Origin of the sequence: Novosphingobium sp. AAP83 (assembly GCF_001295795.1) — a bacterium.
Lineage (GTDB): Bacteria > Pseudomonadota > Alphaproteobacteria > Sphingomonadales > Sphingomonadaceae > Novosphingobium.
The window spans coordinates 213555-236317 of record NZ_LJHY01000016.1 but is presented as its reverse complement, the minus strand read 5'-3'; the positions used below and the strand labels follow the sequence as shown (position 1 = coordinate 236317).

Genomic DNA, 22763 nt, shown 5'->3' with positions numbered 1-22763 from the left:
TGCCCCTGCCACTTAGCTACCGCACAGCTGCTGAAGTTTTGGTTAATATAAGCTTTCATCGGCCATCTGGTTCGCATTCTTGCAGCCATGCTTGCCACCGCGCGTAATCGCGGGTATGGGCCGCGCAGCAGATGGGCCTTGCACGTCTGCGGATTCGACAACGGCCCCTGTTCAGGATGCCACACGCTGGTCGGCGAGGTTTCGCCCACCGGCGTTTTTCGCGTTATGCGAAATCGGCGGGCGGGCAAGGGCTTGATGATGGGAATTGTGCGTGTTCGATAGTCTGTCAGACCGGCTTGGAGGCGTCTTCGATCGCCTGCGTGGTCGTGGCGCGCTGAACGAAGAAGACGTGCGCGCAGCCATGCGCGAAGTGCGCATCGCGCTGCTCGAAGCAGACGTTGCGCTGCCCGTCGTCCGTCGTTTCATCGATAATGTTACAGAACTCGCCGTTGGCCAGTCGGTGTTGCGTTCGGTCACGCCGGGCCAGCAGGTCGTCAAGATCGTCAACGACGCGCTGGTCGAAATGCTCGGCGGCGGCACGGCAGAGCTTGATCTGGTGGCAGCGCCGCCGGTCGTGATCATGATGGTCGGTTTGCAAGGTTCGGGTAAGACCACCAGCACCGCCAAGATCGCCAAGCTGCTTAAAGAAAAGCACGGCAAGAAAGTGCTGATGGCCTCGCTCGACGTTAATCGTCCGGCAGCGCAGGAACAGTTGAAGGTGCTGGGTGAGCAGGCAGGTGTTGCTACGCTGCCGATCATCGTTGGCCAGTTGCCGGTCGATATCGCCACGCGGGCTGTGAACGCAGCCAAGCTGCAAGCGGTTGACGTGCTGATGCTCGACACTGCGGGCCGCCTGCATGTCGATCAGGCCTTGATGGACGAGATGAAGGCGGTTTCCGCCGTCTCGGTTCCCAAGGAAACCCTGCTCGTCGTCGATTCGCTGACCGGCCAGGACGCGGTCAATGTCGCGCAATCCTTTGCGGGCGAGGTTGATCTTACCGGCATCGTGCTGACGCGGATGGATGGCGATGCGCGCGGTGGTGCGGCGCTTTCGATGCGTGCTGTCACCGGCAAGCCGATCAAGTTTGCCGGCACCGGCGAAAAGCTTGACGCGATCGAGCCGTTCCACCCCGAACGCGTGGCCGGCCGTATCCTCGGCATGGGTGACATCGTCTCCATCGTCGAAAAGGCGGCGGCGACCATTCAGGTTGAAGACGCCGAAAAGCTTGCCGCGCGCATGTCGAAGGGTCAGTTCGATATGAACGACCTGCGCACGCAATTGCGTCAGATGCAGAATATGGGCGGTCTTGGCGCGTTGGCGGGCATGATGCCCGGCATGAAGAAGGCCAAGGCGGCGATGGCGCAATCCGGCATGGATGATCGCGTGCTGCTGCGCATGGACGCGATCATCGGTTCGATGACGCCGAAAGAGCGCGAAAAGCCTGAATTGCTCAATGCCAAGCGCAAGATCCGTGTGGCCAAGGGGTCGGGCACGCAAGTGCAGGACGTCAACAAGCTTCTGAAGATGCATCAGGAAATGGCCAAGGCCATGAAGCAGATCAAGAAGATGGGTGGCCTCAAGGGCTTGGGCGCATTGTTCGGCAAGGGTGGTCTTGGTGCCGCTATGCCGGGTCTGGACCAGCAAATGGGTCCGGGCGGGCTTGGTGGAATGGGTGGCGGCATGGGCGGTTTGCCCGGTCTGGGATCGGGTGGCTTGCCATCCAACCTGAACGACCTGCTCAAGAAGCGCTGAATTTTTGAAGTTTCGTGAATACTAGAATTTCGCTGAAAGGTTGATCTAATGTCTGTTTCTCTTCGTCTTTCGCGTGGTGGCTCGAAGAAGCGCCCGTACTACAAGGTTGTCGTCTCCAACAGCCGCGCACCGCGCGATGGCAAGTATCTGGAGCAGGTCGGCACCTACAACCCGCTGCTCGCCAAGGACGATGAAAACCGCGTCCGTCTGGTCGAAGACCGCGTGCGTTACTGGCTCGGCGTTGGCGCCCAGCCAACCGACCGCGTTGCCCGCATGCTCGACAAGGCAGGCATCAAGGAACGCAAGGTTACCCTGAACCCGAACGCTGGCGTCCCCGGCAAGAAGGCCAAGGAACGCGCTGAAGACAAGGCCAAGAAGGCTGCTGAAGCCGCTGAAGCCGCAGCCGAAGCTGCTGCTGCACCAGTTGCTGAAGAAGCACCGGTTGAAGCTGCTGCTGAAGAGCAGACGGAAGCCTGATCTTGTCGGACAAACCCGTCACGCTCGCCGCCATAACCGGCGCACATGGGGTGACGGGGGAAGTCCGTCTCAAGCTGTTCGGAGAAGGCGTGGCCGCGCTCAAGCGCTACCGCGCCTTCTGCGATGCAAAGCTGACGGTAACATCGTTGCGCGATGACAGCAAAGGCGGCGCGATTGCCCGCTTTGCCGAAGTGGCCGACCGCACCGCAGCCGAAAAACTGCGCGGAACGGCGCTGACCGTACCCCGCTCGACCCTCCCGCCACTGGCCGAGGGCGAGTATTACCACGCCGACCTCCTCGGCCTGCCCGCCGTCTCCACCACCGGAGAGGAATTGGGCGAATGTATCGCCATCGAAAACTTCGGCGCGGGCGACGTGATCGAAATCCGAAAACCTGATGGCAAGCGCTTTATGGTCCCCATGAAGCTGGACGCGGTGCCCGAATGGGACGATGCACGGATTGTGATTGAAGCGCTTTACGTGGAGTAGTATATACAGGGCGTATATACGGAGGCCGCGATGACGGATGACAATAAGGTCGGCGAAGAACGCAAAAAATTCAACATGCGAGTGTTCGGATCTGCGCCTTGGTTGAAAGGTATCGAGAAGCAGCGCCATCGTACCAAGGTTTTCAAGTCGGGCAACTCGCTGGCTGTCCGCATTCCTTCCGGCACGAAGCTTTCGGCTGGAATGGAGATGGACCTGTTGGTCGAGGATGGCCAATTTCTCTCTTACGATCCTGTTGAACAGCCCAAGCGGATGTTCAATATCGCCAAGGTGGCCGGGTCTGCTACAAGCCTCAAACCAATCCGCCGGGAAGATCGTATCTTCGAGGATCGTCCGCTTCGCAGCCGTGACAAGTCAAAGGACGAGCCGTGAAATACCTGCTCGACAGCAATGTCATCATAGCGCTGGTCATGAACGAAGATCCGGGCGTCTATGCCCGCGCATCGCACTGTGAGGCTGGTGAGATGGTGACGTCAGCCGTTTGCTATGCCGAGGTCGCCTACGGTTCTGCAAACGAAAAGCCGCCTGCGACAGAGCAGCTTCGAGCGTTTGTCGAGGAAGTTCCTATCCTGAACTTCGATTTCAAGGCGGCGCAGGCTTATGCGACGTTGCCGTTCAAGCGCGCCAGCTATGACCGACTGATTGCGGCGCATGCTCTGTCGCACGGGTTGATCGTCGTGACGGACAACGAAGCGGACTTCAGGGATGTGCCGGGGTTGGTGGTTGAGAACTGGACGGTTTGATGATCTTTATTCACAGGGCCGTTCTGCTCGTCCTGATCGTGCTTCCAGCAGTGGTTACACGATTTTTGCTTGCAAGGCGCGCGGCTTTGTTCGTGCGACTAATCTGGACTCTGCTGGTGGTTTGTCCGTTACCCGTGTTTGCTTGGTGGATGACGTTTAATAGTCTTGGTTCAGGCTGGGGTTTTGCCTTGATTGCTATGTTTCTTACCGTCGCGATTGGTTTGGGGACAATTGTTGGACTGCTTTGGCACGCTTTCTCCACTAGGGCGCCAAAATGACCTTCGCCGCCACTGTCCTTACGCTCTATCCCGAGATGTTCCCCGGCCCTTTGGGTGTCAGCCTTGCGGGGCGGGCGCTGGCTGAGGGGAAGTGGTCGATGGATGCGGTGCAGATCCGCGATTTTGCGGCCGACAAGCACCGGACCGTGGATGATACGCCTGCCGGTGGCGGGGCGGGGATGGTTCTGCGGGTGGATGTGCTGGCGAAAGCGGTAGATCATGCGCGGGGGCTTTCAGGTTTAGCAATTCTCCCCGAGCTTGGCTCGGGGAGGATTTTCGCGTCCCCGTCATCGCCCTAACGCCGCGCGGAAAACCGCTGACGCAGGAGCGGGTGCGAGAACTGGCGGCTGGTCCCGGCGTGATCCTGCTGTGCGGGCGGTTTGAGGGCTTTGACGAGCGCATCTTTGAAGGCCGCAACGTCGAGGAAGTCTCGGTTGGCGATATCGTGCTGTCTGGCGGGGAATGTGCGGCGCTGATGTTGCTTGATGCTTGCATTCGGCTGCTTCCCGGCGTAATGGGCGCGGCCTTGAGTGGTCATGAGGAGTCGTTTGAAAACGGTCTTCTTGAGTACCCTCATTACACCCGGCCCGCTGAGTGGGAAGGGCGAGTGATCCCTGAAGTGTTGCGATCGGGGGATCACGCGAAAATCGCGGAGTGGCGGAAACGCCGTTCGGAAGACGATACACGGCTACGCAGGCCGGACCTTTGGGAGCGCCACATCGGCGCTCGGGTCCAGTCTGCCTCTGGTGCGCAACGTGAAGTGCAGGACTTAAAAAATGAACCTGATTCAGCAGCTTGAAGCTGAAGCCATCGCCGAATACAAGGCGAAGAAGGAAATTCCATCGTTCCGTGCGGGCGATACCGTGCGCATCGGCGTACGCGTTGTGGAAGGTGAGCGCACCCGCGTTCAGAACTACGAAGGCGTGTGCATCGCGCGTTCGAACCGTGGCCTTGGCTCGAACTTCACCGTTCGCAAGATCTCGTTCGGCGAAGGCGTAGAACGCGTATTCCCGCTTTATTCGCCGAACATCGATTCGATTACCGTGGTTCGCCGTGGTGTCGTTCGTCGTGCGAAGCTCTACTATCTGCGCGGCCGGACCGGCAAATCGGCACGTATTGCCGAACGCAAGGTCACCAAGGTTACCGCGAACTGAGCGCAGGCGGGCAATAGCCCAACGCCACGACACGAAAGTGTTTAAAAAGGCGTCCTGGCTCACCGGCCAGGGCGCCTTTTCTGCTTTGAACAGCAGGCAATTCGGGCCACCAAGGCGCATCACCAACTTGCTCTGCGGCCTCATCAGGCCAGAGGATACCGAAGCCCCATGCGTCACTTGCCATTGCTTGCCGCCTGCGCGTTGTCTGCCATGTCGTTCGCGCCGCTTGCCCACGCACAACAGGGTCAATCCATGACCAATACCCCATCTGCTCCATCGTTGACCCTCGAACGCGTGTTCGCCAGCCCCGGCCTGAACGGCCCGGCACCGCGCGCAGTGAAGCTGTCGCCTGATGGCCGTTACCTGACGCTGCTGCGCAACCGCGCCGATGATCGCGAACGCTACGACTTGTGGGGGTTTGATCGCCAGACGTCGCAGTGGACGATGCTGGTGGATTCGCTCAAGCTGTCATCAGGCCGCGCCCTTTCAGAAGCCGAGAAGATGCAGCGGGAACGCCAGCGCATCGGCGATCTGAAAGGTATTGTGACTTACGAATGGGCCGCCGATAGCAAGTCGGTGCTGGTCCCGGTCGATGGCGATCTGCTGCTGGCGGGCCTTGATGGCACCGTGCGCAAGATCGAAGGCACCATGGGCGGCGAATTGAACCCCAAGCTGGGTCCGAAGGGTGAGCACATCGCCTTTGTACGCGACCGCCGCTTGTGGACGGGCAAGGTTGCAGGCGGTGCGCCCGTGGCGATCACGCCCGAAGAAGCCAACACAAACGTCCATTGGGGCGAGGCCGAATTTGTCGCGCAAGAGGAAATGGCGCGCTTCAACGGCTTCTGGTGGTCCGGCGATGAAAGCCGCATCGCGGTGGAGCGCTTTGACGAAAGCATGGTGGGCGTGGTCACGCGTGCTGCCATCGGTGCTGAAGGCACCAAGACTTACGACCAGCGCTATCCTGCTGCGGGCACGCCCAACGCGGAAGTCTCGCTATGGGTTATGGCACCTGATGGTTCGGGCAAAGTGCAGGTCGATCTGGGTGCGGATCAGGATATCTATCTTGCCCGTGTCGATTGGGCACCTGATGGCAAGGCGCTCTATGTGCAACGCATGAACCGCGAACAGACCGTGCTCGATATGCTCAAGGTTGATCCGGCAACCGGCAAATCGTCTGTGCTGTTCAGCGAAAAGGCGGCGGACAAGCACTGGATCGATCTGTCGGACAGCTACCGCTTCCTCAAGGACGGCAGCCTGATCTGGTGGTCACAGCGCGATGGCTTTGGCCACCTCTATCACCTCAAGGGCGGCAAGTGGACGCAATTGACCAAGGGCGAATGGACCGTCATCGGTCTGGTCGGCGTGGATGAGGCGGGCGGCAAGCTTACTTTCACCGGCACCCGGGACGATGTGCTGGCCCAACAGGTCTATACGATCGACCTCAACGCCCCGGCCAAAGTGCAGCGCCTGACCGAGCTGGGCTGGGTCAACAGCGCCACGATGGATCGCAGCGGGCAGACGCTGATGATTTCGCGATCATCGGACGCGCAGCCCGCGCAATCGTTCATCGCCGATTCCAATGGCAAGCGGCTTGCGTGGATCGAGGAAAACAAGGTGGCAGGCGCACATCCTTATGCCCCCTACCTTGCCAGCCACCGCCCCGCGCAGTTTGGCACGATCCCGGCGTCAGACGGTACGCCGCTGCATTACATGATGATCACGCCGCCGCTGGAGCCCGGCACGACCTATCCGGTGTTCACCTATCACTACGGAGGGCCGACCGCGCAAGTGGTCACCAAGGGGTTCCAGGGCGCGCTGGCGCAGGCCATTGTCGACAAGGGCTATATCTACTTTGCCATCGACAATCGCGGATCGGAAAACCGAGGCGTCAAATTCGCCTCGGCGCTGCACCATGCGATGGGTTCGGTTGAGGTGGAAGACCAGTTGGCAGGCGCAAACTGGCTGAAGCAGCAGCCTTTTGTGAATGCTGACAAGATCAGCACCTTTGGCTGGTCTTATGGCGGCTATATGTCGATCAAGATGCTGCAGGCCAATCCGGGCGCCTATGCCGCAGGCATTGCCGTGGCGCCGGTGACCAAGTGGCAGATGTACGACACGACTTATACCGAGCGTTATCTGGGCGATCCGCGCAAAGTGCCGGAAGTCTATGAAAAATCGAACGCTTTGGCCGATACTGCAAAGATCAGCGATCCTTTGCTGATCATTCATGGCATGGCCGATGATAACGTGGTGTTTGAAAACGCCAGCGCCATCATCGCCAAGATGCAGGGTGAGGCCGTGCCGTTCGAAATGATGCTTTACCCCGGCTATACGCACCGCATCAGCGGGCCGAAGGTGAGCAAGCATTTGTACGAGACGATTTTCCGCTTCCTTGACCGCAATGGTGCAGGCAGCGGGAAGTAGGGACGCTCTTCCGGAGATTCAGCCTGTTCTTCTTTCGTCATGCTGAACTTGTTTCAACATCCTTCTTTCACCACGAACTGCGGTGTGAATGGAGAAATGGATCCTGAAACAGGTTCAGGATGATGGCAGTTTTAACGGAGCCGTAGTGTCATCGGGCAAGCGAGAGTGTTCGAGGCAAAAGTGTTTTTAACTTGGCTGGTCGGCACCAGCCGCTAGGGAACGGCCTGACTGCTTGATCGGCGGGTCGCTTGAAGGGAATGGACATGGGTTACCGGGTTGTAGTTGTTGGCGCGACAGGGAACGTGGGCCGCGAAATGCTCAACATCCTTGCCGAGCGTGAGTTTCCGCTGGACGAAATCGCAGCCGTCGCGTCACCGCGCTCGCAGGGCACCGAGATTGACTTTGGCGAAACCGGCCGCCGGCTGAAGGTGAAAAACATCGAGAACTTCGATTTCACCGGATGGGATATTGCGCTGTTTGCCGCAGGTTCCGGCCCGACCGAAATTCATGCCCCGCGCGCAGCTGCTTCGGGCTGCGTGGTGATCGACAATTCGTCGCTCTACCGCATGGACCCCGATGTGCCGCTGATCGTGCCAGAGGTGAACCCTGACGCCATCGACGGCTATACCAAGAAGATGATCATCGCGAACCCCAACTGCTCAACCGCGCAGATGGTCGTGGCGCTCAAGCCTTTGCATGATGCCGCCAAGATAAAGCGCGTTGTCGTTGCCACGTACCAGTCGGTTTCGGGTGCAGGCAAAGAAGGCATGGACGAGCTGTTTGAACAGACGCGTGCGATCTACATGCCGCAGGGCGAACTGGGCGACCCCAAGAAGTTCACCAAGCAGATCGCGTTCAACGTGATCCCGCACATCGACGTTTTTCTGGACGATGGATCGACCAAGGAAGAGTGGAAGATGATCGCCGAAACAAAGAAGATCCTTGATCCCAAGATCAAGATCAGCGCCACCTGCGTGCGCGTTCCGGTGTTCGTGGGCCATTCCGAAGCGATCAACATCGAGTTTGAAAACGAAATCAGCGCCGAAGAAGCGCAGAACATCCTGCGTGAAGCGCCGGGCGTTATGCTGATCGATAAGCGCGAAAACGGCGGCTATATCACCCCGATCGAATGCGTGGGTGATGATGCCACGTATGTCAGCCGCGTGCGCGAAGATCCGACCGTGGACAGCGGCCTTTCGCTTTGGTGCGTTTCGGACAACTTGCGCAAAGGCGCTGCGCTGAACGCGGTGCAGATTGCCGAGCTGCTGGGCCGCCGCCACTTGAAGAAGGGCTGATCGGGCCATGACAGAAGTCACCACCGAATTCTTCTCCGGCTATGGCGATGCGCGTTTGGCGTTGCATCGGATCGGCGCGGGAAGGCCGGTGGTGCTTCTGCACGGGCTGTTTTCATCGGCAGACGTCAATTGGATCAAGTATGGCACCGCAGCGCAATTGGCGGCAGCAGGCTTTGAATGCCTGATGCCCGATTTGCGCGTACATGGGAAAAGCGAAGCTCCGCTTGATCCGCGTGCTTATCCGCAAGATGTGCTGGTGCGCGATGCCGAGGCGCTGGTGGCGCATCTCGGGCTGACCGACTTTGACCTCGTCGGGTTTTCGCTCGGCTCGCGCACGGCGGCGCGCGCGGTGCTCGGCGGGATGAAACCCCGGCGACTGGTGCTGAGCGGTATGGGGCTTGAAGGGCTGGCCGGTTGGGCCAAGCGGCAGGATTTCTTTATCGACGTGATTGACCGCTTCGGCACGATCCCACGCGATGATCCGGCCTACTTTTCGCAGCAGTTCCTCAAGACCATGGGCGTGAACCGCGATGCGGCGCGGCTGCTGCTGGGCACGATGGCCGATACCGATCCTGCCAGTCTTTCGGGCGTATCGATGCCAACGCTGGTGCTCTGCGGCGATCAGGACAATGACAACGGGTCTGCGGCGAACCTTGCCGAAGCTTTGCCCGATGCGCGGCTGGCGCTGATCCCGGGCACGCACATGAGTTGTGTGACCAAGCCTGATATGGGTGAGCAGATTGCCGCATTTTTAAGCCTGCAGGCTTGACCAACCCGGTTTCAGTTGTAACCTGAACGCATTGAGGTTCGGTTGCGGTTGTCAGCCAATCTCTCCTCTTTGGGGAGCCATAAGATAATGAAAAAGTTTGTTTCCGTCCTGGCAATCGCCACGGCGACTGCCGGATTGGCCACACCCGCGCTTGCACAAAGTACAGCCACTCCCGCTGTGGTGTTCGACTGGGTGAAGAAGGCCGAGGCCGCTATTCTGGCAGACATCGTCGTCGGATCGCGCAGCGGCTGGATTTATTCCACCAACATTACCTACGATACCGAATCGCTTGTGGCGGATACGGGCGCTGCATCCACCGCCATGCAAGTGGCGAATGCCAAGCAAGCCGCCGAATATGCCAAGGTGAGCGGCCTTGCGCCCGATATCGCGCGCAAACTGGTGATGATCCGCACTCAGATTACGGGGCCTGCACCCAGCACGCCGGGGGCTGCGCTGGAAGGCGCAACGCTGCAAGCGCGCCTTCAGGGCATTTACGGCAAGGGCAGCGGCACATTGCAAGGCAAGCCGATCAACGGCAGCGATATCGAAGCGGCGATGGGCACAAACCGCAATCCCGATGAACTGCGCGAGATGTGGTTAAGCTGGAACGACAATGTCGGCAAACCGATGAAGGCCGATTATGCCCGCATGGTCGAAATCGGCAATGCCGGGGCCGAGGAATTGGGCTTTGCCGATACTGGCGTGCTGTGGCGCTCGAATTACGACATGTCGGATGAGCAGTTTGCCGCCTTGACCGAGAAGATCTGGTCAGAGGTGAAGCCGCTTTATGACCAGTTGCACTGCTACACGCGCCTGAAGCTCAACGAAAAGTATGGCGATGCGGTGCAGGCCAAAACCGGGCCGATCCGCGCCGATTTGCTGGGCAATATGTGGGCGCAGGAATGGGGCAATATCTATGATGTGGTGGCTCCGGCAGGCGCGGGCGATATCGGTTATGACACAAGCGAATTGCTGACCGCCAAGGGCTATGATCCGATCAAGATGGTGCAGGCCGGGGAGGGCTTCTACTCCTCGCTCGGGCTTTCGCCCATGCCGCAAACATTCTGGCAGCGTTCGCAATTCGTGAAGCCGCGTGACCGTGATGTTGTGTGCCATGCCTCGGCGTGGAATCTCGACAATGTCGACGATCTGCGCATCAAGATGTGCATCAAGGTCAACGGCGATGATTTCGTCACGATCCACCACGAGCTGGGGCACAATTACTATCAGCGCGCCTACAACAAGCAGGATGCGCTCTATCAAGGCGGGGCCAACGACGGATTCCACGAGGCGATTGGCGATTTCGTGGCGCTTTCGATCACGCCTGAATATCTGGTGCAGATTGGCTTGCTGGATCGCGATAAAGTGCCGCCCGCCTCAAAGGACACGGGCCTCTTGCTGCGTCAGGCGATGGACAAGATCGCGTTCCTGCCGTTCGGCTTGCTGATTGACCGGTGGCGTTGGGATGTCTTTGCAGGCAAGATCGCCCCTGCCGATTATCAGGCTGGCTGGGACGCGATGCGGCTGAAGTATCAGGGCCTGGTGCCGCCCGCCGCGCGGCCTGCCGACGCCTTTGATGCAGGCGCCAAGTATCACGTGCCCGCCAACGTGCCCTATACCCGCTATTTCCTCGCGCGGGTATTGCAGTTCCAGTTCTACGAAGCAGCCTGCAAGCAGGCCGGATGGAAAGGGCCGCTGCACCGTTGCAGCTTTTACGGCAACAAGGACGTCGGGGCAAAGCTGAACGCGATGCTCGAAATGGGGGCATCCAAGCCTTGGCCCGATGCCTTGGAAGCCTTCACCGGTACCCGCGAAATGAGCGGCAAGGCCATGATCCGCTATTTTGCGCCTTTGACCAAGTGGCTGGCACAACAAACCAAAGGCCAGACCTGTAGCTGGTAAACCGGAATTGGACGGGCGCGTCATGCGCCCGTCCACCCTTTTTGCATCAGCTTCATCTCGCCTCTTGCCGGATGCAAAGATTGGTGGCAGCTTGATCATCTGACAACGCAAAGGCCGAAAAGAGCCTTGTGACGGGATTTGGATAACATGAAAGCTTGCTGGCTTCTGGCCGCGCTCGCCGCCACCACTATGGCTCCGCCTGCCGGGGCGACCACATCAAGCGCTGTTACGGTTACTGCCGTAAAGCCTGACAGTGTTGCGGTTGCATTGCAGAATCTGGGTTACAAGGCGGAATTGGCCAAAGACGCCAATGGCGATCCCTTGATCAACACCGATATCGGCGGCTGGGAAGCCGCGCTACTGTTTTATGAATGCAACGAAAAGACGCATGATGGCTGCCAGTCATTGCAGTTCGTTGCCAACTTCACGCCCGAGAAAAAGTTTACCCCCGATGATGCGGTGCGGTTCAATCGCAACACGCGCTTTGCCTCGGTCTCGCTCGACAAGGACCAGTCCGTGATGATGACGTGGGACGTGGTGACGGGCAAAGGCATTGACCTTGAGGTGTTCTCCAACGCGGTCGACATGTTCCGCAGCGCGATGGACACGCTGGGAACCGAAGTCTTCAAATAAGGTTTCAAGCGAAGCTCACCGATGTGAGCGGGACGCAAACTGAGCAATCCCGAGCGGGGCTAGCCGCGGAGGATTGCTTTTTTGTTTGTGGGTTAGGGGGAAGTAGAAGAGACCACCCCCGACCCCTCCCGCAAGCGGGAGGGGAGTGACAAGCGTTTCTTCCCCCCTCCCGCTTGCGGGAGGGGTCGGGGGTGGGCAGTCTACCGCTGCTTTACCGGAAGGGCGGTTCGTTAAACGCGCGCAGCTTGCGGCTGTGCAGACGGGGGCCTTCCTGCCGGAGCAGTTCGCACGCGGTTGTGCCGATGGCAAGGTGGGCGGCAATCGCCTCTTCATAGAACCGGTTGGCTTGGCCCGGCAGCTTGATTTCGCCATGCAGCGGCTTGTCCGAAACGCACAGCAATGTGCCGTAGGGAACGCGGAAACGGTAGCCCTGGGCGGCAATCGTGGCGCTTTCCATGTCGATCCCCACCGCACGGCTGAGCGAGAGGCGGCGGGCTGAATGGGTATAGCGCAGTTCCCAATTGCGATCATCGGTGGTGACGATCGTGCCGGTGCGCATCCGCTGCTTGAGGTCGGTGCCGCCCGCGCCGCTGACCATCTCCGCCGCCTTTTGAAGCGCTACTTGCACTTCGGCGATGGCCGGGATCGGGATTTCGGGCGGCAGTACCGGATCAAGCACATGATCATCGCGCAGATAGGCGTGGGCCAGAACGTAATCGCCGATCTTTTGCGTGGGGCGCAAGCCGCCGCAATGGCCGATCATCAGCCACGCTTCGGGCCGCAGCACTGCAAGGTGATCGCAGATCGTCTTGGCGTTGGACGGGCCGACGCCGATATTGACCAGCGTGATGCCCGATTTGTCTGGCGCGACAAGGTGATAGGCCGGCATCTGGTGCCGCCGCCATGCGGTGTCAGACAGGCGCGCGCGGGCATTCCCGGTGGGGGCATCAAGGCTCAACCCGCCAGCGCCGGTGAGCGCGACATAGCGCTCCCCATCGATCTGTTGCGCTGCCCAATCCACAAATTCATCAACATAGCGGTGATAGTTGGTGAACAGGATATAGCGCTGGAAGTCCTCGGTGCTGGTGCCGGTGTAATGGGCCAAGCGGGCGAGGCTGAAATCGGTGCGCAGGCCATCGAACAGCGAAAGCGGGAAGGGGCCATCGCCGACGTTGAATTCGCCATCGGCAATTTCATCGCCAATGTGCGCAAGGTCGGTTGCCGGGAAGTGCTTGGCCAGTTCCTGCGGCCTGACCAGCGCAATCTGCGCGCCATAGGCCCCGTCAAGCACATAGGGGAAGGGAATCTCCTGGCCTGACCGGCCAACTTCAATGTGCACTTTATAAGATGTGCGGATCAGTTCGATCTGTTCGGTCAGGTAATCGGCAAACAGCGCCGGGCGCGTGACTGTGCAAGCGTAATCGCCACGCTGTGTCAGTCGGCCGAAGGCGCGGCCGATGGCTTCGTTGCCCGGATCATCCTCAAGCCGGATCCGCAATTCAGGATAGCTGTAGGAGCCATCGGTGCGCCTTCCGGGCGGAGGCGGGGTGCCGGTGTTGGCATAGATCGCGATATCTTCGCGAAGCCGGGCAACAGCGCTGTCATAGAGGTGGGCTATTTTTGCGAGGATGGTTTCAGTTGGTATCATCTAGCCGAGTGTAGCGCGGTGATGTGGCAATGCAAATAAGGGCAACCAAGGGCACAACGAAAAAGGGCGTCCCGAGGGACGCCCTTGATCTTGTTGCCGAAGCTATTGAAAGCCTTAGGCTTCCGTTTCCGCATCGCCTTCGTCAAGAAGGTCAGCCGGGATTTCGCCGGGCTCTGCATTCGGGTCGTAAGCTTCGGTGAAGCCGCCAACTTCGGTATCGAACATCGCGTCGATGACGTTGACGCCTGCGGTTTGCAGAGCGGCTTCGTCAGCCGAACGGGCGACGTTGACCTTGACGTTGACCGAAACTTCGGGGTGAAGCGCAACCTTGACGTCATAAACGCCAATGGTCTTGATCGGGCGTTCCAGCACGATCATGGCCTTGTTCACCTTGGCGCCCTGTTCAACCAGTGCGTCAGAGATGTCACGGACCGAAACCGAACCGTAAAGCTGGCCAGCGTTCGACGAAGCGCGGATGAGCACGACTTCCTTGCCTTCAACGTTGCCGGATTCAGCCTTGGCTTCATCACGACGTGCAGCGTTGTCGGCTTCGATGCGGGCGCGGTTGGCTTCGAAGACCTTGCGGTTGGCTTCGTTGGCGCGCAGCGCCTTCTTGTTTGGCAGCAGGAAGTTGCGGGCATAACCGTCCTTGACGGTTACTTCGTCGCCGATGGCGCCCAGCTTCTCGATGCGCTCGAGCAGGATGATCTGCATGGTGTGCGCTCCTTACTTGACGATGTAGGGCAGGAGGCCGATGTGCCGGGCGCGCTTGATGGCCTGGCTCAGCTCACGCTGCTTCTTTGCCGAAACGGCAGTGATGCGGCTAGGAACGATCTTGCCACGCTCGGACATGAAGCCCTGAAGCAGACGTACGTCCTTATAGTCGATCTTTGGAGCGTTCTTGCCCGAGAACGGGCAGCTCTTGCGGCGGCGGAAAAACGGACGGGCCATTGCTTATTCCCCTTCGCGTTCGCGGCGGCGGGTGCGCTCGCGGTCGTTCTTGCGCATCATCACCGATGGGCCACCTTCATGCTCGTCCACGCGGACGGTCATGAAACGGATCACATCTTCGTTGATCGAGGTTTGACGCTCAAGCTCGGTGATGGCAGCGCCCGAAGATTCGATGTTCAGCAGCACGAAGTGCGCCTTGCGATTCTTCTGGATCTTGTATGCCAGCGAACGGAGGCCCCAGGTTTCGGTCTTCGTGACCTTGCCATTGTTGGCTTCGACGATTTCGGTGGCGGCGGCGGCAAGCACGTCAACCTGAGCTTGGCTCAAGTCTTGGCGCGCCAGAAACACATGCTCGTAGAGCGGCATGCTTTTGCGTCCTTATCTAATTAACCGATCGCTGGCTTGTCCGCGGTATTGCGGTGCCCCTCCGGCTTTCTTGGGCGTTCACCGGATGACCGGCGAACCGCTGGCCCTTAGCGCCTTTGTCGGGGAATGCAAGCGCGATGTCCCGATTTGCGTGCTTGCATAGAGGTTACGGCTTCGGTTTAATCGACCCATTGATTATCCGGGAGAGAAACATGCTCGTCAAAGTCGATCGCCATGATGCGGTGGCCGTGGTTACGCTGAACCGGCCAGAAGCGATGAACGCGCTGTCGGCTGCTTTGCGGGCGGAACTTGCGCATGTCATGCACGACCTCAACGATGATGATAGCATACGCGCCGTGGTCCTGACCGGCGCAGGGGAACGTGCGTTTACCGCAGGGCTTGATCTGAAAGAACTGGGCGTTGACACTTCGAGCCTTAGTGCTGCCAATGCCAGCGAGGCGGGCAGCAATCCGGTTATGGCGTTGGAGCAATGCCGCAAGCCGGTGATTGGGGCGATCAATGGTGTGGCGATTACCGGCGGCTTTGAACTGGCATTGGCGTGTGATTTGCTGATCGCGTCTGAAAACGCGCGCTTTGCCGATACGCATGGCCGCGTCGGGCTTATGCCGGGCTGGGGCCTTTCGCAAAAGCTGTCGCGGATCATCGGCATCTCGCGGGCCAAGGAATTGTCGTTGACCGGCAATTTTATCGGTGCGCATCAAGCCGAGGCGTGGGGGCTGGTCAATCGCGTGGTGCCCGCAGCAGACCTGCTTCCCACTGTCATTGCGCTGGCGCAAGACATGGCGTCTATCGATCCGGTCATGTTAGCCGGCTACAAGGCGCTGATCGATGAAGGCTATGGCCTGCCGTTTGCCGAGGCTTTGGAGCTTGAGGTGAAGCGTTCCACTGCACACAATGGCCGGGTTGATGCGGCTGATGTCGAAGCGCGCCGCAGCAACGTGATGGAACGTGGTCGCACCCAAGGCTAAGGGTTTCAGCCTGCGGGTTGCAGGGCCTGCTTTTTCGCTGCCCCGCAAAACAGGATCGATGTGATGTTGGTGGATCGGACCGCCAGATAACTGGCACTTGAGAGCATCAGGACGACGCCCGTTGCCAGCAGCCACTGCCATTCAGCCGGAACGGGAAGGGTGCGGACTTTGGGCAGAATGATCATCGCCCACATCAGATGGAACAGGTAAATCGCCAAGGCCCCGTCGACAAAGAACGTGATGGCGCGGCTTGGCCCTTTGATCAGCCATGCCAACACGCGGAACAGGGCCAAAGACATCAAATAGGCCAGCGGCAGTTCCATCGTGCGCATGATCTGCATGCCGGTTTCGTCAGGATAGATTTCCATGCCCAGCGCAGGACGGATCAGCGGATCAAGCGGGGTGAATACCAGCAGCATCATGGCGATGGCGGGCCAGATCACCCAAAGAGGCCGGGCAAACAGCGCATCCCCGATGCGGCCATGCCATGCCATCACGCCCAGTGCGAAAGGCGCTGCATGGAACACGAATTGCTGCCACAGCAGGGTTTCAAACGGCGCATCGGGAATGGGCGGCACTCCCAGTTCGCTGATGATGCGGACAACACCCCATCCGGCCAGCGCCAGCATCAGTCCCATCGTGCCGGGGCCGGAAAGCAGCATAGCACGCTGGATGCGCAGGCCCGGTGCGATGCGGTGAACGGGTATGGCTGCATAACACGCGCAATATCCCAGCAACACGATCAGAAACCACAGATGGTCCAGCGCTATGGGCAGGCCCAGAAAGCGGGGCGATGGTTTGTGCAGCAGCAGATCCTGCAACTGAAACTGGATAACACCAAGCGTCGCCAGGCTCGCCAGCAGTGGCAGACCCAATCTGCGCACCCGTTCGCGGAGCCAAACATCCGCGCCTTTGCGTTCGCGCATCATCCCGGCAAAGTATCCCGCCAGCATGAAGAACGCGAACATGCGGAAGATATGTGTTGCCGAAAGGTAGCCACCGATCACCGGTGATGTCTGGAAAGAAATTGCAGCGGGCTCGCTCTCGAAAATCGCCTTGGTCGCCGCATGGAAAGGCAGGCCCAGCAGCAATAGCAGCGCGCGTGCTGCATCCAGGTGATGCAAACGCTGGCTATTGGCGCTGAACGGCGTGGTCGCGGGCGGTGCCGGAAGCGGTTGTTGAGGCAGGGCCATGGCCGCGTCCCTAGCCATTTCCGTTTGCCCAAGCGAGAGCTTCATTGCAAAAGCCATCGACGATCACCGTGTTAGGGTGAAGGTAACCATTCTTTGCTAAGTGAATAAACGTAGTTTTCCGGCTTCATATCGGGCCAAGTCACAATGGTTGTACGAGGAATACTGAAAGGCTTGGCACGCGCGCCATCGCTTGGCCGCATTGGTGAGAAAGCCCAGCTTTCTGCCTTTGCGCCAGCGCCTTCGGTTGATCTTTCACCCCATTCCGATCTGGCTGTACGCCAGAGCGTGCTTGATGAATTTGAACAGGCCGGTTTTGCATGGCTATGGTCAACCGATGCCAAAGGGCGGCTTTCCTATGTTTCGCCAGGAGCTTCGCCGGATGCAGCGGCTCTGGTGGGCAAAACGCTCACGTCAGTGATCGAAACGGACCCCGAAAATCCTGATGAACGCTCTGGCCGACCGCTGACATTCCAGCTTTCAGCCCACAGTCGCATCACCGATCTGATCGTGCGCTTTACAGGTGCCGCCTGTGATGATTTGCGGTGGTGGGCGCTTTCGGGGCAGCCGCATATCCTGCCGGACGGGGCGTTTGCCGGGTATCGCGGTATCGCCCGCGATGTCACCAGCGAATATCGCCGCAAACGAGAAGATTCTCGCGCGGCCGAGTTTGATTCGCTCACCGGTCTGTTCAACCGTCATCGCATGACGCGCCGGATGGACGCGGTCCTGGCGGCCTATCGGCCAATCGGGCGCTGTTGCGGGGTGATGATGCTTGATCTTGATCGGTTCAAGCAAGTGAATGACACGATGGGGCACCCGGCGGGCGATGAACTGCTGCGCCAAGTCGCTGACCGGTTGCGCACAGTGCTCGGGGATCGCGGCGAAATCGGGCGGTTGGGCGGCGATGAGTTCCAGATACTCCTGCCCAATCTCGATGATCGCGGGCAAATGGGCGATCTTGCCGCCAAGTTGATCCAGATGGTTTCGCAGCCCTATGCGATTGATGGTAAACGCGCGGTGATCGGGGCATCGCTCGGTATCGCGGTGGCACCCCACGATGGCGATACGCGTGAAGCCCTTATCGCTTCGGCTGATCTTGCGCTTTATGCGGCCAAGAATGGCGGGCGCGGACAGTTCCGGTTCTTTTCGTCCGATTTGCAGGATGAGGCACTCCAGCGCAGTGTCCTCAACAACGACTTGCGCGATGCTTTGGCGAAAGATGAGCTTGAACTGCATTATCAACCGGTGGTGCGGCTTGATGATAACGCCGTGATCGGGTTTGAGGCGTTGATGCGTTGGAACCACCCCGAACGTGGCGCAATCCCGCCTTCGGTGTTTATCCCGATTGCCGAGGAAAGCAATCTGATCGTGCCGCTGGGCGATTGGGCGCTGCGCCAGGCCTGCATGGATGCCTTGCAATGGCCCGAGAATGTCAGGGTCGGTGTCAACATCTCGCCAGTACAATTCGCCAACCCCGGCTTTATCACGACGGTGACCGATCTACTTGAGCAAAGCGGCCTGAAACCGCAGCGACTTGAACTGGAATTGACCGAGAATGTGTTCATGCGAGACACCGATCTGGTCGATGAAGCGTTCTCCGCGCTGAAAAGTCTGGGCGTGCGGCTGACGCTGGATGATTTCGGCCGGGGCTATTCGTCCTTGCGCTATTTGCAGTCCGCATCGTTCGACAAGCTGAAAGTTGACCGCAGCTTTGTTGCCACATGTGCCGCAGAAGATCAGAACAGCGCCAAGATCATATCGGCGATCATTGTCCTTGCGGATGCTTTGGGCATGGAAACAACGATCGAAGGGGTCGAGGCGTTCGACCAGTTGGAAATTGTGCGCGAACTTGGTGCCCGGCACGTGCAGGGGCATATCTTTGCCAATGCCATGCCGATGTCCGAAGTTAATCGCCGCATGGAAAGTGGTGATCTGAAGATCGAACCCAACGGGCCATCACGCCACCGGATTGAACGGCGTGCCGTGTTCCGGCGGGTTGGTGTCATTCACGAAGATCATCGCTATGAGGCTGTCATGCGCGATTTGTCGCGGGTGGGTGCGCGCATTGACGGGCTGCTGGGCGTGCCGGTTGGCACCAACCTGATCGTAGATCTGGGCGGCGGGCAGCTTGCCGTATCGCTTGTCACGCGCTCAAAAGGCCCGATGATCGGGGTGGAGTTTGAAACACCTTTGATCAGTGATGGATCAGGTGGGCTGTGCACCCGGCACCGCTTGTCTCCGCAAATGATGGCGATGGCGTCTGCCGCTGCCTCGGGAGACGGGCCTAAGGGCAGGCAGCAATTCATGGAAGTGGCTGTGCGCGGATCGCGCGATCACGGTTAAGCGATTTTTCGCATAAGCGGACCCTTGCGCTTCGTCGGGCGTTCCCGCACATCTGCCGGCAATATTGCTGCTTTACAGGATACGCCTTTCCTATGCCTACCGGTCTCGTCGCCCTGCTTGATGACATTTCGGTTATCGCCCGCGCTGCCGCATCCTCACTTGATGATGTCGCCGCAGCAGCTGCCAAGGCAGGATCAAAGGCTGCGGGCGTGGTGATTGATGATGCAGCGGTCACCCCTTCATACGTCACCAACTTTACGCCGGACCGCGAATTGCCGGTCATCTTGCGGATCGCGCGGGGCAGCCTGTTCAACAAACTGGTGATCCTGCTTCCCGCAGCTTTGGCGCTCAGCGCTTTCCTGCCCTCGGCCATTACCCCGCTGCTGATGCTGGGCGGGTTGTTCCTGTGCTTTGAGGGGGCGGAAAAACTGCTCGAAAAGTTTGGCGCTGAAAAGATTGGTGAAACGCTGGAAGATGAACCGACAGACGTTGTAGCCTTTGAAAACGAACGTGTATCGGGTGCCATCCGCACCGATATGATCCTGTCGGCTGAAATCATGGCCATCGCGCTTGCCGAAGTGTCAGATAAAGGCCTGTTCGAACAGGGCGTCATCCTTGCTGTCGTTGGCATCGCCATAACGGTGGTCGTCTACGGCACGGTCGGCCTGATCGTGAAAATGGATGATATCGGCCTGCATCTTACAACCAAGGCATCGGCCTTCGCCAAAGCAACCGGTCGCGTCTTGTTGCGCGCAATGCCCGTCCTGCTGGTATTGCTGGCCACGATTGGTACCGCAGCCATGCTTTGGGTAGGCGGCCAGATTATCGTGCACGGGCTTGAGGTACTGGGCGTTAACGGCCCGGCCAATGTGGTTCATGCAGCCCAGCACACGGTCGAGGCGGCCACCGGCCCGCTTGGCGGCTTGTTCGGTTGGCTGACCGGTGCCTTGCTATCGGCGGTTGTCGGGGTGATCCTCGGCGCGATTGTCGCCGCTGGTGTGCATGCCATCGTCAAGGCACGCGGCAAGCACTGACCGGCCCTTTTGTCCTTCAGTGCCGCTTCAGGCGGCGCGGCGTATCGCTGAAACCTTTGGCGATTGCTGCTCCCGGTAGTGCCGGATCGCAAAGTCGCTAACAAGGCTTTCGAACACGGCATCATGCAAGGGGTGTTCGAATTCGAGGCCTGCCACTTGCCCGTTTGACCAGATCACGAACGCCGTTTTGGGGCGAAGGCCAGGCAGCATCAATTGGATCGCTTCATCAATGCGCAGCTTTTCAAGGCCTTCGATCCGCGCGCCATACTGGTTAAGGTCTTTAAGGATAACCGTTGACCGTTCCGTACCGTGCTTGCAGCGCACGGGAAGCTCTATGCCAACCCGCGGGGCGCGGCGGTCGGCGTTCAGATTGTCAAATTCGGTATCAAGCCACATGGCCAATTCTCCGCCCAGCGTTAACTACAACAGTTAGGACGGTGCGAAGAACTGACTTTTCAGGGGAATTTGTACTTTTTTATCATGTTCATGCCGCGCGGCGAAATCCTTGGTGATCCTGTCGAGATGTGGTGCGGAAACCGTCAACCAGCGTGGAAAGCGCTGTCGCTTCGCCTGCAAGGGCGCGTGCAGCCGCCGTACTTTCCTCAACCATCGCGGCATTCTGCTGCGTCATCCGGTCCATTTCGCGCACTGCTGCGGTAACCTGTTCAAGACTAGCCGCCTGCTCCATGGCAGCACGTGTCACCTCATCCAGCATGGTGTTGGCAGATTGTACGCTGGTCGAGATTTGCTCGAGCAGGATGCCGGTTTCTCCAACACGTTCAACACCGGCCCCCACTTGCAGACCGCTGGTGCGGATCAGTTCCTTGATGCTCGAAGCCGATTCCGATGAACGCTGGGCAAGCGCCCGCACTTCTGTCGCCACCACCGCAAAGCCCCGTCCAGCCTCGCCCGCGCGGGCGGCTTCAATACCGGCGTTCAGCGCCAGCAGGTTGGTCTGGAACGCGATTCCTTCGATCATGTCGATGATCGCGGTGATCTGCTCGGACGATTGCTGGATGCCATCCATCGCTTCAATCGCCTTGTCGATCACCGCGCGGCCACCACCAGCTTCGTCGTGCGCAGTGGCAATTGCTGCGCGCGCTTCAAACGTGCGTTCGGACGTGCCTTTAACCAGCGCCGTGACATGGCCCATCGAAGCCGATGATTCCTCAAGGCTGGCCGCCTGGCGCGCATTGCGCTCGGCCAGATTGTCCGAAGCACTGCGGATTTCGCTGGCGCCTGTGCGCACTTGCACGCTGGCAAGCTTCACCTGGCCAATCGTCCGGTCCAACTGTTCAAGTGTTTGGTTGAACGCAGTTTGCAAGGCCGCATATTCCGGCGGCAGCGCATCGTTCATCCGGTATTCCAGATCGCCTTCCGCCAACTTGCCCAGCGCATTGGCCATGACCGATACGACCTCGGCCTGCTGCGCAGCAGCAACCCTTCGGCCGCGCGCTGCGTTACGGAAAACCTCCATGGCGCGGGTGATTTCACCGATTTCATCAGCCCGGTGGTCGTGGCATTCATTAACGTCAAGATCGCCCGTTGCCATCGCGTTCATCGTGCCTGCAACAGTTTGCATCGGGTCCAGCGCCGTGCGGAACAGCCAGCGGATCGCCATCACCATCAGGCCAATCACCATCAGGCCCAGGAACGCAATCACACCCATCGCCCATGCCACAGCTTTGCCTGCTTCGTTCACGACCGTCGCAACACGGGCCGTGCCATTCATGGTCAGCCCTTCGATTGCCTTACGATGTGCATTGAACAGATCGTGGGCCCTTATATAACTTGCTTCTGCGCTAGCGGTGTTGCCCTGTTCCAGTGCGGGGATCAAAGACTGGTTCACTTCTGCCCAGAAAGCTTCAGCCTTTACCCCTGCACCGTTTTTGCGCGAAGCCTTCAGATCATCATCAAGTGCGCTATTGTTCCAATAAGTTGCACGTGCCCGATAGGTTTTTTCAAGCCGCGCCAAAACCAACTTGCTTTGGCTAAGCGAGGCAGGGTCGCGCATCAGTTCCGAGACTTCGAGCATCGGCTCCAGAATATAGGCAGGCGGCGGCATGATATCTGCCACAAATTCATTCACCAGCGTTTCACGCTGATGGATCGTGCCGCCAACGCGAATGTGGTTCATGGCAAAACCGGCACTAAAGATCACCGTTGCGACTACCGCAGTCAGTACAAAACCGCTGCGCTTTGTTTTCTTACGAATGGTGGGCATCTAACGTCCTTTGGTGCGTAAGGGGATACCCTTAGCAAGAAGGTCGTTTGAAACGATTGCAGCGCAGCTTGTTACAAATGC

At 59.1% G+C, this 22763-nt stretch carries 21 protein-coding genes and 1 pseudogene; 15 read left to right on the top strand and 7 right to left on the bottom strand.

Translation table 11 applies throughout. The features are described 5' to 3' along the window. The first annotated feature begins 271 nt into the window (after nt 1–271). From ffh to IP81_RS07770, 12 genes and pseudogenes are all read left to right on the top strand, one after another. Nucleotides 272–1753, top strand: coding sequence for a signal recognition particle protein (gene ffh / locus IP81_RS07830; RefSeq protein WP_054107425.1), 1482 nt, complete (start codon nt 272–274; stop codon nt 1751–1753). Between the two features lie 48 nt (nt 1754–1801). Then, nucleotides 1802–2230, top strand: a complete 429-nt coding sequence (gene rpsP, locus IP81_RS07825; protein WP_054107424.1) for a 30S ribosomal protein S16 — start codon at nt 1802–1804, stop codon at nt 2228–2230. After that, nucleotides 2230–2718 carry a ribosome maturation factor RimM gene (rimM, locus tag IP81_RS07820; protein WP_157573125.1) on the top strand — a complete coding sequence of 163 codons (489 nt, stop codon included), beginning with the start codon at nt 2230–2232 and terminating at the stop codon, nt 2716–2718. The genes rpsP and rimM overlap by 1 nt, the downstream gene beginning before the upstream one ends. A gap of 30 nt (nt 2719–2748) precedes the next feature. After that, complete coding sequence (locus IP81_RS07815; protein WP_054107422.1) at nt 2749–3108, top strand: hypothetical protein; 360 nt, start codon at nt 2749–2751, stop codon at nt 3106–3108. After that, on the top strand, nt 3105–3479 hold the full coding sequence (locus IP81_RS07810; protein ID WP_054107421.1) for a type II toxin-antitoxin system VapC family toxin: 375 nt from the start codon (nt 3105–3107) through the stop codon (nt 3477–3479). Before IP81_RS07815 ends, IP81_RS07810 begins: the two co-directional genes overlap by 4 nt. 274 nt (nt 3480–3753) lie before the next feature. After that, a pseudogene (trmD, locus tag IP81_RS07800) lies at nt 3754–4556 on the top strand (tRNA (guanosine(37)-N1)-methyltransferase TrmD). Then, entirely contained in the window at nt 4534–4911 is a 378-nt protein-coding gene (gene rplS, locus IP81_RS07795; RefSeq protein ID WP_054107419.1) for a 50S ribosomal protein L19, read from the top strand. Before trmD ends, rplS begins: the two are co-directional and overlap by 23 nt. A 168-nt stretch (nt 4912–5079) precedes the next feature. Then, nucleotides 5080–7335, top strand: coding sequence for a S9 family peptidase (locus tag IP81_RS07790; protein ID WP_054107418.1), 2256 nt, complete (start codon nt 5080–5082; stop codon nt 7333–7335). A 263-nt stretch (nt 7336–7598) separates the two neighbouring features. Further along, nucleotides 7599–8630, top strand: coding sequence for an aspartate-semialdehyde dehydrogenase (locus tag IP81_RS07785; protein WP_054107744.1), 1032 nt, complete (start codon nt 7599–7601; stop codon nt 8628–8630). Nucleotides 8631–8637: 7 nt separating this feature from the next. Further along, entirely contained in the window at nt 8638–9399 is a 762-nt protein-coding gene (locus tag IP81_RS07780; protein ID WP_054107417.1) for an alpha/beta fold hydrolase, read from the top strand. A gap of 87 nt (nt 9400–9486) precedes the next feature. Further along, nucleotides 9487–11301 carry a M2 family metallopeptidase gene (locus IP81_RS07775; protein ID WP_054107416.1) on the top strand — a complete coding sequence of 605 codons (1815 nt, stop codon included), beginning with the start codon at nt 9487–9489 and terminating at the stop codon, nt 11299–11301. Between the two features lie 147 nt (nt 11302–11448). After that, nucleotides 11449–11934 carry a YbjN domain-containing protein gene (locus IP81_RS07770; protein ID WP_054107415.1) on the top strand — a complete coding sequence of 162 codons (486 nt, stop codon included), beginning with the start codon at nt 11449–11451 and terminating at the stop codon, nt 11932–11934. 211 nt (nt 11935–12145) lie between these two features. Here the strand turns inward: IP81_RS07770 and IP81_RS07765 are convergent, their stop codons facing one another. The 4 genes from IP81_RS07765 to rpsF form a co-directional block, all read right to left on the bottom strand. Further along, complete coding sequence (locus IP81_RS07765) at nt 12146–13582, bottom strand: AMP nucleosidase (RefSeq protein ID WP_054107414.1); 1437 nt, start codon at nt 13580–13582, stop codon at nt 12146–12148. Nucleotides 13583–13696: 114 nt separating this feature from the next. Next, nucleotides 13697–14296, bottom strand: coding sequence for a 50S ribosomal protein L9 (gene rplI, locus IP81_RS07760; RefSeq protein ID WP_054107413.1), 600 nt, complete (start codon nt 14294–14296; stop codon nt 13697–13699). Nucleotides 14297–14308: 12 nt separating this feature from the next. Further along, nucleotides 14309–14533 (bottom strand): 30S ribosomal protein S18, encoded by a 225-nt coding sequence (gene rpsR / locus IP81_RS07755; RefSeq protein WP_011445073.1) that lies wholly within the window; start codon nt 14531–14533, stop codon nt 14309–14311. 3 nt (nt 14534–14536) lie between these two features. Next, the gene (gene rpsF, locus IP81_RS07750) at nt 14537–14899 is read right to left on the bottom strand and encodes a 30S ribosomal protein S6 (RefSeq protein ID WP_054107412.1); all 363 of its coding nucleotides are present in this window, start codon (nt 14897–14899) and stop codon (nt 14537–14539) included. A 212-nt stretch (nt 14900–15111) separates the two neighbouring features. On the opposite strand from rpsF, the gene IP81_RS07745 reads away from it, so the two are divergent. After that, nucleotides 15112–15888 carry an enoyl-CoA hydratase gene (locus IP81_RS07745; RefSeq protein WP_054107411.1) on the top strand — a complete coding sequence of 259 codons (777 nt, stop codon included), beginning with the start codon at nt 15112–15114 and terminating at the stop codon, nt 15886–15888. 5 nt (nt 15889–15893) lie between these two features. Here the strand turns inward: IP81_RS07745 and IP81_RS07740 are convergent, their stop codons facing one another. Next, entirely contained in the window at nt 15894–17081 is a 1188-nt protein-coding gene (locus IP81_RS07740) for an acyltransferase family protein (protein WP_197274568.1), read from the bottom strand. A 171-nt stretch (nt 17082–17252) separates the two neighbouring features. Here IP81_RS07740 and IP81_RS07735 point away from each other — a divergent pair, with 171 nt between their 5' ends. Next, complete coding sequence (locus IP81_RS07735) at nt 17253–19424, top strand: bifunctional diguanylate cyclase/phosphodiesterase (RefSeq protein ID WP_231626269.1); 2172 nt, start codon at nt 17253–17255, stop codon at nt 19422–19424. Nucleotides 19425–19516: 92 nt separating this feature from the next. Next, complete coding sequence (locus IP81_RS07730; RefSeq protein WP_054107408.1) at nt 19517–20458, top strand: DUF808 domain-containing protein; 942 nt, start codon at nt 19517–19519, stop codon at nt 20456–20458. Between the two features lie 27 nt (nt 20459–20485). Here the strand turns inward: IP81_RS07730 and IP81_RS07725 are convergent, their stop codons facing one another. Together IP81_RS07725 and IP81_RS07720 are read right to left on the bottom strand one after the other, a co-directional pair. Then, on the bottom strand, nt 20486–20854 hold the full coding sequence (locus IP81_RS07725; RefSeq protein ID WP_157573124.1) for a PilZ domain-containing protein: 369 nt from the start codon (nt 20852–20854) through the stop codon (nt 20486–20488). A gap of 88 nt (nt 20855–20942) precedes the next feature. Beyond that, a complete protein-coding gene (locus IP81_RS07720) occupies nt 20943–22682 on the bottom strand; it encodes a methyl-accepting chemotaxis protein (protein ID WP_054107407.1) in 1740 nt (579 codons plus the stop codon). Nucleotides 22683–22763 lie beyond the last annotated feature (81 nt).